The 12,858-nt window shown below is 63.1% G+C and carries 14 protein-coding genes; 5 read left to right on the forward strand and 9 right to left on the reverse strand.

Annotated features, from left to right (window positions below; all coding sequences use genetic code 11):
- Together BLT00_RS24540 and BLT00_RS24545 are read right to left on the reverse strand one after the other, a co-directional pair.
- Positions 1–278 (reverse strand): hypothetical protein (locus tag BLT00_RS24540; RefSeq protein WP_371914687.1); only part of this gene is annotated, 278 nt, incomplete at its 3' end.
- Between the two features lie 160 nt (positions 279–438).
- Complete coding sequence (locus BLT00_RS24545; RefSeq protein WP_092150319.1) at positions 439–1,386, reverse strand: AraC family transcriptional regulator; 948 nt, start codon at positions 1,384–1,386, stop codon at positions 439–441.
- Positions 1,387–1,588: 202 nt separating this feature from the next.
- On the opposite strand from BLT00_RS24545, the gene BLT00_RS24550 reads away from it, so the two are divergent.
- The gene (locus BLT00_RS24550) at positions 1,589–2,326 is read left to right on the forward strand and encodes an SDR family oxidoreductase (protein ID WP_092150322.1); all 738 of its coding nucleotides are present in this window, start codon (positions 1,589–1,591) and stop codon (positions 2,324–2,326) included.
- 29 nt (positions 2,327–2,355) lie between these two features.
- Positions 2,356–2,613 (forward strand): Atu4866 domain-containing protein, encoded by a 258-nt coding sequence (locus BLT00_RS24555; RefSeq protein ID WP_092150325.1) that lies wholly within the window; start codon positions 2,356–2,358, stop codon positions 2,611–2,613.
- A gap of 72 nt (positions 2,614–2,685) precedes the next feature.
- Here the strand turns inward: BLT00_RS24555 and inhA are convergent, their stop codons facing one another.
- Entirely contained in the window at positions 2,686–3,372 is a 687-nt protein-coding gene (gene inhA / locus BLT00_RS24560) for an isonitrile hydratase (RefSeq protein WP_092150328.1), read from the reverse strand.
- 99 nt (positions 3,373–3,471) lie between these two features.
- Between inhA and BLT00_RS24565 the strand changes: the two genes are divergently transcribed.
- Positions 3,472–4,464 carry a GlxA family transcriptional regulator gene (locus BLT00_RS24565; protein WP_092150331.1) on the forward strand — a complete coding sequence of 331 codons (993 nt, stop codon included), beginning with the start codon at positions 3,472–3,474 and terminating at the stop codon, positions 4,462–4,464.
- Here BLT00_RS24565 and BLT00_RS24570 read toward each other — a convergent pair.
- Both BLT00_RS24570 and BLT00_RS24575 read right to left on the reverse strand, forming a co-directional pair.
- Complete coding sequence (locus BLT00_RS24570; RefSeq protein WP_092150393.1) at positions 4,433–5,335, reverse strand: alpha/beta fold hydrolase; 903 nt, start codon at positions 5,333–5,335, stop codon at positions 4,433–4,435. The two genes, BLT00_RS24565 and BLT00_RS24570, sit on opposite strands and share 32 nt — an antisense overlap.
- Before the next feature lie 28 nt (positions 5,336–5,363).
- Positions 5,364–5,741, reverse strand: a complete 378-nt coding sequence (locus BLT00_RS24575) for a hypothetical protein (RefSeq protein ID WP_092150334.1) — start codon at positions 5,739–5,741, stop codon at positions 5,364–5,366.
- A 561-nt stretch (positions 5,742–6,302) separates the two neighbouring features.
- Between BLT00_RS24575 and BLT00_RS24580 the strand changes: the two genes are divergently transcribed.
- On the forward strand, positions 6,303–6,668 hold the full coding sequence (locus BLT00_RS24580) for a DUF6124 family protein (RefSeq protein WP_092150337.1): 366 nt from the start codon (positions 6,303–6,305) through the stop codon (positions 6,666–6,668).
- A 174-nt stretch (positions 6,669–6,842) separates the two neighbouring features.
- Here the strand turns inward: BLT00_RS24580 and BLT00_RS24585 are convergent, their stop codons facing one another.
- The 4 genes from BLT00_RS24585 to tam form a co-directional block, all read right to left on the reverse strand.
- The gene (locus tag BLT00_RS24585; RefSeq protein WP_092150340.1) at positions 6,843–8,666 is read right to left on the reverse strand and encodes a glycoside hydrolase family 15 protein; all 1,824 of its coding nucleotides are present in this window, start codon (positions 8,664–8,666) and stop codon (positions 6,843–6,845) included.
- Entirely contained in the window at positions 8,659–9,459 is an 801-nt protein-coding gene (locus BLT00_RS24590; protein ID WP_092150343.1) for an SDR family oxidoreductase, read from the reverse strand. Before BLT00_RS24590 ends, BLT00_RS24585 begins: the two co-directional genes overlap by 8 nt.
- Positions 9,460–9,732: 273 nt before the next feature.
- On the reverse strand, positions 9,733–10,866 hold the full coding sequence (locus BLT00_RS24595; RefSeq protein WP_092150346.1) for a cupin-like domain-containing protein: 1,134 nt from the start codon (positions 10,864–10,866) through the stop codon (positions 9,733–9,735).
- A gap of 91 nt (positions 10,867–10,957) precedes the next feature.
- The gene (tam, locus tag BLT00_RS24600; protein WP_092150349.1) at positions 10,958–11,728 is read right to left on the reverse strand and encodes a trans-aconitate 2-methyltransferase; all 771 of its coding nucleotides are present in this window, start codon (positions 11,726–11,728) and stop codon (positions 10,958–10,960) included.
- Positions 11,729–11,873: 145 nt separating this feature from the next.
- On the opposite strand from tam, the gene BLT00_RS24605 reads away from it, so the two are divergent.
- A complete protein-coding gene (locus tag BLT00_RS24605; RefSeq protein ID WP_092150352.1) occupies positions 11,874–12,608 on the forward strand; it encodes a thioesterase II family protein in 735 nt (244 codons plus the stop codon).
- Positions 12,609–12,858 lie beyond the last annotated feature (250 nt).

Raw genomic sequence — 12,858 nt, forward strand, 5'->3', positions numbered from 1 at the left:
CCATCGGCAGCCAGGGTCTGGCCCCCAGGCGTCCGGTCTGCGCCATCGGCAGCCAGGGTCTGACCCCCAGGTGTCCGATCCGCGCCATCGGCAGCGAGAGTCTGCCCTCCAGGCGTCCGATCCGCACCATCAGCGGCCACAGGCTGCTGGTAATCGCTAGCCTGGGTAAAGAAGCGGTCTTGCTGCTGGCTCGGCAGGGCAAACGCACTGACGCTCAGGGCGAAGGTGGTAACGGCGATCAAGGTGTTGAACGTTTTCATGGTAAAGACTCCGGTCATATCAAGGGTTGAGTGCCGGGTCGTTCAGATGTCGTGATCTGCTGAACCCGTTGCAGCGGCGACGGTTGTCTTGCTGCATGGGTTCAGATTAGGGGCGAGGCGGGGGTGGGCGTTAGACGGATACTGTCCTGGTTTTGCCTGATCCTGTTTGTGTGCAGGATCAGGCGCTACTGGCTTGCAGCGCCTGGGCACGCAAACGAGCGATGTCCTTGCTCGGGGAGGCGCCAAATAGACGGCTGTATTCACGGCTGAACTGCGAGGGGCTTTCATACCCCATCTTGTAGCCGATTGACGAAACGTCGCTGTTCTCCGCCAACAGTAACCGTCGGGCTTCCTGCAAGCGCAGTTGTTTCTGGTATTGCAGCGGACTCATGGCGGTCACGGCTTTGAAGCGGTGGTGCAGCGCCGAAGGGCTGAGATTGATCATTTGTGCCAGGCTGTCGATGCTCAACGGCTCGGCGTAATGGGTATTGAGCCATTCGATGGCACGGCTGATGCGATGGGTCTGGGTGTCGGGAATGGCGATTTCGTGCAAGCGCTGGCCTTGGGCGCCACGCAGCAGCCGGTAGAAAATCTCCTGTTGGGCCAACGGCGCGAGGGTGGCGATATCGTCCGGGCTGTCCAACAGCCGCAGCAAGCGCAACACTGCGTCGAGCAATGGCGCATCAATGCGATCCAGGAACAGCCCGCGCCCGGTTCTTTCGGCCGGCACGCCGATAGGGCTGGCGTCGGCAATCAAACGGCAGATCTGTGCCGGGTCGATGTCGAGGCGGATGCACAGGTAGGGGCGCTCGGGGCTGGCTTCAATCACCTGGCCGGCCAGTGGCAGGGTCACCGAGACGACCAGATAGTTGAGCGGGTCATACACGTAGCATTCGTCCGCCAGGCGCACTTCCTTGCGCCCCTCGATAATCACGCATAAACCGGGTTTGTGCACGGTGTGCAGGGCTTCGGTTGGCTTGTCGCTACGGATCAGGTGCAAGGCCTCGATGGCCGTAGGGTGGACGCCGAATTCCGGGGCGAAGCGCTTCATCAGGCTCGCCAGTTCGGCGCGGCGCTGGCTGACGCCGTCGTCTGGCGCAATGTGGATGGACGTGGATACCGACATGCCGATCAATCTCCCTGGCCAAAATGAATAGACCGCGCTAGTAAAGCCGATTGCGCGGCTGTCGACCAGAGTCGGATCTATCGCTACAGGATCGTGCAAGTGCGCAGGAGGATCCGGCTAACCCAGGCCGTGGTCGGTTCCCTAATCTGGACCTGTCAAAACGCTCCCACCGGGGCGAACACATCCAGACGAGGAAACCATCATGTCCGACATTCAAAACAAAGTAGTGGTCATCACCGGCGCCAGCAGCGGAATTGGTGAAGCCGCGGCGCGGTTGCTCGCGGCTCGCGGTGCCCGTGTCGTGCTTGGCGCCCGGCGCATCGATCGTCTGCAAACACTGGTGCAGGAACTCGAAACCGCCGGCCAGCAGGCTGTTTGCAAAGCGGTGGACGTGACCCGCCGCGACGATGTCCAGAACCTGATCGACTTCGCTGTCCAGCGTTTCGGCAGGGTCGATGTGATCATCAATAACGCCGGGGTCATGCCGCTCTCCAAGCTCGAGGCGCTGAAAGTCGAGGAGTGGGACCGCATGATCGACGTCAACATCCGTGGCGTGCTCCACGGCATTGCCGCCGGCCTGCCGCTGATGCAGCGCCAGCGCAGCGGGCAGTTCATCAACATCGCGTCGATCGGTGCCTACACCGTCAGCCCGACTGCCGCCGTGTATTGCGCCACCAAGTTTGCCGTGCGGGCGATTTCCGAGGGCTTGCGCCAGGAGGTCGGAGGGGATGTGCGCGTGACGGTAATTTCCCCCGGCGTGACCGAATCGGAACTGGCCGAGAGCATTTCCGATGAAGGTGGACGTGCCGAAATGCGCGAGTTCCGCAGGATCGCCATTCCGGCCGAAGCCATCGCCCGGGCAATCGCCTACGCCATCGAACAACCAGCGGACGTAGACGTCAGCGAATTGATCGTGCGGCCCACCGCCAGTCCATTCTGATCGACTTGACCGACAGGAGGAGATGTCCCATGAGAAAGGCATTTGGAGACCAGGATAAATTCGTCGGCCTATGGGTGACGGCTGATGGCATGATTCGCCATCGGCTTCTGCCGGGCGGACGCTATGACGAAGCGCGAGGTGCACGTGAGAGCGCATATCAGGGCGACTACTGGCTGCAGGATGACCATATCGAATACCACGACGACACCGGTTTCACCGCCGATGGGGATTTTCGTGAAGGCGTGCTCTACCACGCGGGGATGGTGTTGTATCGCCAGGAGGGATGATGAACCGATAACCTTTGCGGTGAGGGGACAACTCCCCCTCACCACGGATTTCATTTCCATCGGGACTGATCGTTACGCCCGTTCCAAGCGCGCCGCAGCACGCTGGGTGATTTGCGAGCGCACCCGGAACGACTCGGCCGCACGCCGGTTCGCTTCTTCCAGCACGCGCGTCGGCGCGGTGTCCGGGCTGCCGGCGTTGAACGGCGGGGCAGGGGCGTACTCGAGTTGCAGTTGGACCAGCTCGGCGGTGTCCTGGTCGAACAGTTCGGCCGCCAGGGTCAAGGCGAAGTCGATTCCGGCCGTGATGCCGCCACCGGTGAGCAGGTTGCCGTCGCGGACCACGCGCTCCTTGATCGGCGTCGCGCCCAGGGTTTGCAGCAGGCTGTGATAGGCCCAATGGGTGGTGGCGCGCTTGCCTTGCAACAGGCCCGCGGCACCGAGCACCAGCGAACCGGTGCACACGGACGTGATGTATTTCGCCTCGGCGGCCTGCCGCTTGATGAAGGCCAGTGTCTGTTCGTCTTCCATCAGCGGCCCGACGCCGGTCCCGCCGGGAACGCAGATCACGTCGAGCTTCGGGCAGTCCTCGAACGTGGTGGTGGGCAGCAACACCAGCCCGGTGCTGGCAGTGACCGGCGCCAGGTCCTTCCAGACCAGATGGACCTTCACGTCTGGCAATGAGGCCAGTACGTCATAAGGGCCGGTCAGGTCCAACTGCTGGACTTGGGGGAATAACAGCAAACCGATCTGCAGCGTCATGTCGCGTGCTCCTTTGGATGATGCCCGAGGGGTGGACGGTTTTACTTTAGATCCGTAGGCTCTGGCGTATACGCCAATAAGCCCACGAATCACGCCAATATGCCCAACGCTCCGAAAACTGTTCATGTCCTGGCCTTCGCCAACGTGCAAGTGCTGGATGTCACCGGGCCCTTGCAGGTCTTCGCATCGGCCAACGACCTGGCTCGCCAGCAAGGCCTGCCGCTGCCGTACACGCCGACGGTCATCGCCGTGGGCGGTGGCGCGGTGATGTCCTCGGCAGGCTTGGCGCTGATGGCCGAGCCGCTGCCGAGTGAAGGCAGCGACACGCTGTTGATCGCCGGTGGCTGGGGCGTGTACGAAGCGGCGAAGGATCCGGCGCTGGTGGCCTGGGTCAAGGAGCACGGCCTGCGTTCGCGAAGGGTGGCGTCGGTGTGCACCGGGGCGTTCCTGTTGGCCGCCAGCGGCTGGCTGGACGGACGGCGCGTGGTGACGCACTGGACCCGCTGCGAACAACTGGCCGAGCAACATCCGCAATTGCGGGTGGAACCCAACCCGATTTTCATCAACGACGGCCCGGTCTGGACCTCGGCCGGGGTCACGGCCGGCATCGACCTGGCCCTGGCGCTGGTGGAGGAGGACCTGGGCCGTGCGGTGGCGCTGGAGGTCGCCCGGCACTTGGTGGTGTTCCTCAAGCGTCCCGGTGGGCAATCGCAGTTCAGCGTGACCTTGTCGCTGCAAAAGCAGGGCAGTCGGTTTGATGACCTGCATGCCTGGATCGCCGAAAACCTCACCCGCGACCTGGGCCTGTCGAGCCTGGCCGCCGAGGTCGGTATGAGCGAACGCAGCTTTGTGCGGCACTATCGCGCCGACACTGGCCAGACCCCGGCGCGGGCGGTGGAGTTGATTCGCGTGGAAACCGCTCGCCGCCTGCTGGCCGACACGGCGGTGTCGATCAAGCGGGTGGCGGTGCAATGTGGCTTCGGCAGCGAAGAAACCCTGCGTCGCAGTTTCCTGCGGGCCATGGGCGTGACACCCCAGGCCTATCGCGAGCGGTTCGCCGTCAGCCCTCAAGCAGATCCAGCAATGCCTTGAGCGTGGCCTCGGGGGCTTCCTGGGGAATGTTATGGCCAACACCGGGCAGCACTCGGCGCTCATAGAAACCCGTGAAATGTTCGACGTCTTCGTCGTGTTCCGACGCGGGCCCCACGCCGTCGTCGGCACCGCACAGGGAAATGCTCGGCACGCTGATGGCCGGTTGTGCCGCCAGCCGTTCCTCCATCCACTCCAGCGTCGGGTCGCCCGGTGCGTACATGAACCGATGACGGTAGGAGTGGATCACCACGTCGACGAAGTCCGGGTTGTCGAACGACGCAGCACTGAGGGGATACCGTTCGGCGCCACGTTTCCAGGTCGGTGACCACAGGCGCCAGAGCAATTCACACAGTTCACGTCGGTTCTGGGTCAGGCCCTCGACACCCCGCGCCGTGTGGAAATAGTACTGGTACCACAGGCGATGTTCGGTTTCCGGGGCCAGCGGCTGCGTGGAACGTGGAATGTCCTGCAGGTTGTAGCCGTCGCCGGTCACTAGGCAGCGAACGCGCTCGGGCCACAGCGCCGCGACGATACACGCCGCCCGACCGCCCCAGTCGTAGCCGCACAGCGCCGCCTGGGGGATGGAGAGTGCGTGCATCAGGTCCAGCAGGTCCTGGGCCAGCGCGGCTTGCTGGCCGGAGCGCAGGATGGCCGGGTTGTTGAACCGGGTCGGGCCGTAGCCGCGCAGGTAGGGCACGATGACCCAATATCCACGCTCGGCCAAGGCGGGCGCGACTTCATCGAAAGCCCTGGGGTCGTAAGGAAAACCGTGCAGCAGGATGACTGGCTCGCCGCTGGCGGGACCCTGTTCTTCGTAGGCGATGCGCAACAGCGGCGTCACTGCGAAGTTGACCTTGGGATCGAGGTTCATGTTGGCCTCCGGCATTGCTCGGTTGCGGTCAGGCGGGTTCCTGGTTCACGTATTTGGCCCGATCCGGCGTGAACGTCACGATCATGTTCGTGCTGGAACAGGTCAAGGTGCGCTCTTGGCTCATGTCGATGTCCAGGTCCTCACCGCGCAGCCCCTGCCATTGGGCGAGATACTTGAGACAGCCGAATTTTTCGTTTCTCTTCAGGCTGCGGCTGACGCCACCTTTCCAGCCCAGTACCGGCAACTCACCCTCCAGGCAGCGTTGCGCCAGTTCGGGAAACTTCATCGCGCGGTCGCGGCCGATTTCCCAGCATTTGATCAAGCCCCGGTCCTGGCCTTCCCAGAGGTCTTCGCGGGTCAGGCCTGTTCGGGGTGGGGTGGTGATGGGGCGTTTGATATGGGTCATGTCAGGTCCTTGAGTCGGGTTTTTATCGGGCAGCTCCGCTGCACCCGTGAGCATCGATCTTAGGAGGGGTTGGCGGGGCTGGCAACTTCTAACGGGACGTCACGATAAATGGGAAGCCGGTACTGCAATGCTCTTGTGGCGAGGGAGCTTGCTCCCGCTGGGTTGCGAAGCGACCCCACGATTTTTGCGCCTGCTACGCAGTCGAGCGGGAGCAAGCTCCCTCGCCACGGGGTTTGTGTCCTACAAAAAATTAGGTGAACCGGAATTTTCTGACGAGTCGTGTCGGTTGCCGGTTCGGAAGGGGCGGGGATAGGCTTTGCTCGTCGCTGCAAAATCAGCGACCGGGTTTGGTCACCCGTCCAATGTCAGGCGCACACGCGCCAACCTCAGCATGTCGGCGCTTTTTTGTGTGCTTGTCGGTATGCTTTGCGGTGGGCTGTGCGCGGGGCACTTTCGAGTGCGCCGGGTGCCTGACTTCCCGGTTGACCAACCTGCGTATAGCCCACCACCCTCGTTTGGTCACGAGGTGGGTGAGCTCAACTTCAAGTCAGGAGTTTCACAATGGTCAAGATCACCCCCAACCCTCCACGCGCCGAAGACCTTTCTGCCTACACCACCCTCGACACAAAAAAACTCCGCGAAGCCGCCGACCGGGCGCTGAACATTCACCTGTCTCCCACCCCAACCAAACCCGATACCCAGGACGGCCAGGTTTTCACCGTGGTCCCCGGGCTAAACACCGAATCGGTGCTGACCAGCCTCAGCGAAACCCTGGCCTCGGCCGATGCCATGGTCAGTGATCTGGCGTTCGAGCTGGAAGGGTCGCGGCGGCATGTGGCGTTGGGTATTCAGCAGTTGATCGAGCTGGCCAAGTTGCTGGCCAATCGAGCTTTGGATGACATCGAATTGGCCGACTCAACGCGATAGCCAGCGCACCGCTTTCCCTGTGGCGAGGGAGCTTGCTCCCGCTGGGTTGCGAAGCGACCCCCATACCAGACGCTGATTCTTTGGAGGCTGGAAGATTTTGCGCCTGCTGCGCAGTCGAGCGGGAGCAAGCTCCCTCGCCACAGGGACTGTGCCCAGTCTGAAGGGCTACTCAGTTCACGGCTGCCAATGAGTCTTCTCCCCACTCAATTTGCGATCCAGGAAGCTCGCCGCGCTGATCAGTGCCAGGTGGGTCAGGGCTTGGGGCGTGTTGCCCAAGTGGTAGCCGTGGCTGTCGAATTCTTCAGCGTACAGCCCCAGCGGGTTGGCGTAGCGCAGCAGTTGTTCGAATTCCAGCTGGGCTTTTTCCACGCGGCCGGCGCGGGCCAGGCATTCGACGTACCAGAACGAGCAGGCCGCGAATGAGCCTTCGATGCCGCGGAGGCCGTCGATGGGGCTGTCGTCGTTGCGGTAGCGATAGACCATGCCGTCGCGCACCAGGTTTTTTTCGATGGCATCGAGTGTCGAGAGCCAGCGCGGGTCGCGGGCGCTGACGAACCGCACCAGCGGCATCAACAGCATCGAGCCGTCCAGGGCGGTGCTGCCCAGGCGCTGGATGAAGTGCTGGTGTTCGTCGTTCCAGAAGTTCGTCCAGATGTCCTGGTAGATGGCCTGGCGCGTTTCGTCCCAGCGGGCGAACGGGGCGGGCAGGGAGCGTTTTTCGGCCAGGCGGATGGCGCGATCCACCGCGACCCAGCACATCAGCCGCGAATGCAGGAAATGCTGTTTGTCGCCGCGCATTTCCCAGATACCCACATCCTTGTTCTGCCAGACCTTGCACACTTGATCGACCACGTCGACGGTGTGTTTCCAGCCTTGATGGGAGATCGCCTCGCCGTATTTGTTGACCAGGTACACCGCGTCCATCAGTTCGCCGAAAATGTCCAACTGCACTTGTTTGTAGGCCAGGTTGCCGATGCGCACCGGTCGGGCATTGCCAAAGCCGCTCAGGTGCGGCAGCTCGGTTTCCGGCAGTTCCAGCCTGCCGTCCAGACCGTAGAGAATATTGAGTTTGGTCGGTTGATCACAGCAGTCACTGACCCGACTGCGCAGCCAGCGCATGTAGGCGTTGGCTTCTTCGACGAAGCCCAGGCGCATGAACGCATAGACGGTAAAGGAAGAGTCGCGGATCCAGGTGTAGCGATAATCCCAGTTGCGTTCGCCGCCGCGGGTTTCTGGCAGGCCGAAGGTGGCGGCGGCGAGGATGGCGCCGTGTTTGCGCGAGGTCAGCAGCTTCAGCGCCAGGGCCGAGCGGTTGACCACTTCCCGCCAGCGTCCGCGGTAGGTGGACTGGCCGATCCAGCCGCGCCAGAACGCCAGGGTGCGTTCCAGGCAAATCGCGCTGACATCGTCCTGAAGGCGCGGGTCGTCGATGCCACCCAGCAGGAATTCGGCGCTCTGGCCCTGCGCCAAGGTGAACTCGGCCACCGCCGCATTGCCGTCCAGCGTCATGGGCTGGTCGGAGCATAAGCGCAGGCTCGGTTGCCCCGGCGCCTCGAAACAGATGTGGGCAGCGTCCTGGCGCGCAGTGGTGGCGGCCCGGGCGTAGTCATGCCGTACGGCGCAGCGCATGCGAAACGTCGCGCTGCCGACGGTCATGTGCACTTTGCGCATCAGCACCGGTAAATCATCCTCGCTGTCACCGATGGGCAGCAGGTCGGTGACTTCCACCACGGCGCCGTCGCTCAGCCAGCGGGTTTGCAGCACGTTGGTGTCGGGCAGGTAGATCTGCTGGCGGCGGGCATTCGGCAGGTCCGGGGCCAATTGGAAAATGCCCGCTTCGGGCGTATCCAGCAGCGCACAGAAGATCGATGGGCTGTCGAATTCCGGCCAGCAGAAAAAATCTATGCTGCCTTGGTCATTGACCAGCGCGGCGCTGCGCATGTCGCCGATGATGCCGTGGTTCTCGATGGGGCTTTGCGGTTCGTCATGATCAGCCATTGCCGCGAAACCCCGGATAAAGGCTCATCCCGCCATCGATGAACAGCGTGGTGCCCACCACATAATCGGACAGGTCCGAGGCCAGCCAGACTACCGCGTTGGCGACGTCCTCCACAGCGCCGACGCGACCGTAAGGAATCAGCTCCAGCAGTTTCTGTTCCTGCTCGCCCTCGGTGGCGTCATGGTTGATGGGCGTGCGGATGGCGCCGGGGGCGATGCTGTTGATGCGGATGCGTTGGTGGCTGGTTTCCTGGGCCAGGCTCTGCATCAGCAGATCGACCCCGCCCTTGGACGCGGCGTAATTGGCGTGGCCCGCCCAGGGAATGCGCTGGTGCACCGAGCTCATGTGGATGATCTTGCCGGCGGCCCGGGACACGCCCTGGCGAATGCCCTGGCGGGTGAAAATCCGCAGGGCGGCGCGAGCGCAGAGGAACTGGCCGGTGAGGTTGGTGCCGATCACGGTGTTCCAGTCTTCCAGGCGCATGTCGACGGTGGCGGCGTCTTTTTGCAGGCCGGAGTTGGCGACCAGGATATCCAGCGCGCCAAACGCTTCAAGGGTCTGGGCGAACAGCCGCTCGACGTCCGGCTCCTTCGACACATCGGCCCCGACGGCGATGGCGCGGCCGCCGTTGGCGTTGATTTCACGGGCCAGGTCTTGCGCCGGGCCTTCGCTGGAGTGGTAGTTGAGTACCACCGCGGCACCCGCGTCTGCCAAGGCCCTGGCCGCGCCTGCGCCAATGCCGGAGCTGGCACCGGTGACTAGGGCAACCTGTCGGGCGAGGGATATCTGCATGGGCTTAGCACCTTGAGTGGAGGGCTTTACCTGCTGACTGGTGTGAGGTGGTTGGAGTTCACTTGGGTGAAGCGATCTTCACACTTCAGCCACGTACGGACGCTAAACCTGTGGCGAGGGAGCTTGCTCCCGCTGGGCTGCGAAGCAGCCCCAAAACCTGACACCTCGATCATTCAGGTAGATTGAGATTACCTTTGGAGGGCCTGCTGCGCAGCCCAGCGGGAGCAAGCTCCCTCGCCACAGGTCTGTGTTCACACAAGTAGTGTTTGACCGCTACCAACCCCGCCCCGAATTCACCCAGAAATTCACCGACAACGACGTGGACACTGACTCCACCTGATGGAACCAGCCTTCCGGCAAAAACAGCAAATCCCCAGCCTCCAATGTCACGCGCAGGAAGGTCACGTCGCGAGCGTGGGGGAAGCGTTGGTAGTCCGGCGCGTCCGGGTTGAAATCACAGCCGTCCAGCCCACCTTGGGGCGCCGTGGACCAGGTGCCCAGGGCCTCGCGGTGGTGAGGCGCGGCGAGGGTGAAGGTTTTCTGGCCCCAGACCTGGGCGAACAGGTTGTCGGTGTCGTCGCGGTGCAGCGGCGTCAGGGTGCCCTTGGGGCCGATCCAGATGCGCGGTGGGATGAACAGCGACGGGTCGAAATAGGGCGGGTATTGGATCTGCTCCATCAATTGCGCCGGCAGGATGTTGTTGCCCATGTAGGCCGGTGGTTCGCCGTCGGCGCCCTTGACCGCCGGGCTGTCGAGGGAGGCAATGAAGTCGGCCATGGACGTGGAGCGGAAGTCCCGTTCGGTAGAGAAGGTTTTCTTCACGTAGTCGCCGTGACGGGTGATGCCTTGCAGTTCGGCAAAATGCACCAGGGACTCCTCGCGGCTGAGCTTGAACAACGGCCAGTCCTGCAAGGCATCGCTGATAACCACCGGAATGCCATGGGGCAGATAGCGTGCTTGAAACTCCTGCACCGACAGCTCGCTGCGAGGACGACGCTCGACGCTGCGTTGAGTGGGCAGGCTGGCGGTGAGTTTTTCGCTGAAGCGCGACGGGGTGGGGTAGCGCTTGTTCATGTCGACCTTTTCCACCACGCCACCGCCATGCCGGGCATGGTCGATGATCTGCGGCAGCAACGTCGCCAGGCCCATGTTACCGCCGATCTTCAGGCGCCCGCTGGCGAACAGTTCTTCGACATTGGCCATGCCCGCCATGATCCCGAGAAAATCCTTTTCCGCCACCTCGATGGTGACGTCGGGGCTGCTGTGGCGGCCAACCTGGGTGCGACTGCTGGCCTTGACCTCGGACCAGTACGCCTGGTGCGGGCCGAACACGAATTGGAAGACGCCTTCGATACCAACGGCGCCGGCATTGGCGAACAGCTTGCCCAGGATGGTTTGCAGGTCCACGGCGGTCACTCTTGCGGGTTTTTGGTCTTAGTAGGTAACGAGGGCCTGGAGCAGAAATTTAGCCCCCATCGCTGCGTCATCGACCGTCGCCCTAGCGCGTCGCGACCATGAACACCCGGGGAAATGGCAGCAGCACGGTGCCATCGTCCAGGGCGGGATAAGCCTGTTCGATCGCCTTGAGGTACTGCGCCAGATACTGCTCGCGTTGCGCCTCATCCAGCGGTTCGAGAAACGGGCGCAAGCCGCTGCCCTTGAACCACTCCACCACGCCTGCGGCGCCACCGGCCAAGGGGTGATGGTAGGTGGTGCGCCACACATCGACGCGGCTGCAGTGGGGCTTGAGAATCGCGTAATAGGTGCTGGCGTCCTCTACCTCGGTCCGTGAATCAGCCGCCCCGGCCAGTTGACTGGCCCACGGGCCGTTGGCGGCGATTTCCCGCATCAGGCGGTGGGAGGGCTGGTGCAGGGTGTCGGGCATCTGGATCGCCAGGCTGCCACCGGGGGCGAGTTTGCCCACCAGCGAGGGCAGCAGGGTGGCGTGGTCGGGCAGCCATTGCAGCACGGCGTTGGCGAAGATCACGTCGTACGGCCCGGGTTCATCCCATTGGCTGATGTCGGCGGTGTCGAACGCCACGGCGGGCAGGCGTTTGCGTGCGGCCTCGACCATGTCGCTGGAACTGTCCAGGCCGCGCACCGTGGCGCCGCTGAAATGTTCCACCAACAGTTCGGTGGAATTGCCCGGGCCACACCCCAGGTCGATCACCGAACGGGCCTGTGTGGGGGGAATGGCGGCGAGCAGGTCCCGGGACGGACGGGTGCGTTCCTGTTCGAAGGTGACGTATTGCTTGGCGGACCAGCCCATGGCGTTCTCCTGTGCGGCGCAGTGAGTCGAGGTGCCGCCAGTATAAGGTCGGGCGAAGACGATGTAGCGAACGTAACGGTTTTGACTAATTCTGTAGGTTACGATTTCGTTATCCTTCCTACACGACCGATCGGAGAAAACCGCAGTGACCCAACTGACCCTGCTGTGCCTGCCTTATTCCGGCGCCAGCGCGATGGTGTACAGCCGTTGGCGGCGCACATTGCCGCAGTGGCTGCATGTGCAACCGGTGGAACTGCCGGGGCGCGGGGCGCGCTTCGACGAGCCGCTGCACACCGACATGGGCCCGTTGGCGATGCAACTGGCGCGGGAGCTGTCCGCGACGCTCCAGGCCCCTTACGCCTTGTTCGGTCACAGCCTGGGCGCGCTGCTGGCCTGCGAGATCGGCCATGCCCTGCGTGAGCTCGGCTGCCCGGAACCGGTAGCGCTGTTTGCGTCCGGCACCGCGGCACCGACGATGCGGGCCGACTACGACCGCGGTTTCGCCGAACCGAAAACCGACGCTGAACTGATCGAGCAACTGCGCACCCTCAACGGTACCAGCGAGGAAATATTGGCCAACGAAGAGCTGATGGCCCTGACCTTGCCGGTCCTGCGAGCCGACTTCCTGCTGTGCGGACGTTTCCAGTCGCGAATCCGACCGCCGCTCAACTGCCCGGTGCATGTGCTCGGTGGCACCGCCGACAAGGCCACCACGGAGCAACTGATTGGCTGGCGCCGGGAAACCACGGGCAGCTTTTCGGTGGACATGCTGGCCGGTGGGCACTTCTTCATTCATGAGCACGAGGCCAAGGTGTTGCGGCTGATCAAGGATCAGTTGAGCGTGCATCATCGGCGGCATGGGTTGGCCATCAGCGCCTGATCCACTGAGCCCGTGACGATCGTTCCCACGCTCCCGCGTGGGAACGCCGCCCGGGACGCTCCGCGTCCCCTGTGTGACGCAGAGCGTCACCGGATGCATTCCCACGCAGAGCGTGGGAACGATCAGAAATCCTCGTTCTATCCCTCTTCCTGATACAAATTCCCAAACGCTAATTTTTCCGGTCTGCATTCGTTTTATAGGGACGACTTGCCTTTGTGCCTTGTGCCCACTGATTCCGGATACCCCAGAA

The organism is Pseudomonas sp. NFACC51 (assembly GCF_900103575.1).
In the GTDB taxonomy this organism is placed as follows: Bacteria; Pseudomonadota; Gammaproteobacteria; order Pseudomonadales; family Pseudomonadaceae; genus Aquipseudomonas; species Aquipseudomonas fluorescens_Q.

What these genes read in the sequence shown, in the direction of transcription:
- BLT00_RS24565 (WP_092150331.1), top strand. Translation starts at nt 3,472, where the DNA reads ATGCCCAACGCTCCGAAAACTGTTCATGTCCTGGCCTTCGCCAACGTG.
- BLT00_RS24570 (WP_092150393.1), bottom strand. Translation starts at nt 5,335, where the DNA reads ATGAACCTCGATCCCAAGGTCAACTTCGCAGTGACGCCGCTGTTGCGC.
- BLT00_RS24555 (WP_092150325.1), top strand. Translation starts at nt 2,356, where the DNA reads ATGAGAAAGGCATTTGGAGACCAGGATAAATTCGTCGGCCTATGGGTG.
- tam (WP_092150349.1), bottom strand. Translation starts at nt 11,728, where the DNA reads ATGGGCTGGTCCGCCAAGCAATACGTCACCTTCGAACAGGAACGCACC.
- BLT00_RS24545 (WP_092150319.1), bottom strand. Translation starts at nt 1,386, where the DNA reads ATGTCGGTATCCACGTCCATCCACATTGCGCCAGACGACGGCGTCAGC.
- BLT00_RS24575 (WP_092150334.1), bottom strand. Translation starts at nt 5,741, where the DNA reads ATGACCCATATCAAACGCCCCATCACCACCCCACCCCGAACAGGCCTG.
- BLT00_RS24590 (WP_092150343.1), bottom strand. Translation starts at nt 9,459, where the DNA reads ATGCAGATATCCCTCGCCCGACAGGTTGCCCTAGTCACCGGTGCCAGC.
- inhA (WP_092150328.1), bottom strand. Translation starts at nt 3,372, where the DNA reads ATGACGCTGCAGATCGGTTTGCTGTTATTCCCCCAAGTCCAGCAGTTG.
- BLT00_RS24550 (WP_092150322.1), top strand. Translation starts at nt 1,589, where the DNA reads ATGTCCGACATTCAAAACAAAGTAGTGGTCATCACCGGCGCCAGCAGC.
- BLT00_RS24585 (WP_092150340.1), bottom strand. Translation starts at nt 8,666, where the DNA reads ATGGCTGATCATGACGAACCGCAAAGCCCCATCGAGAACCACGGCATC.
- BLT00_RS24580 (WP_092150337.1), top strand. Translation starts at nt 6,303, where the DNA reads ATGGTCAAGATCACCCCCAACCCTCCACGCGCCGAAGACCTTTCTGCC.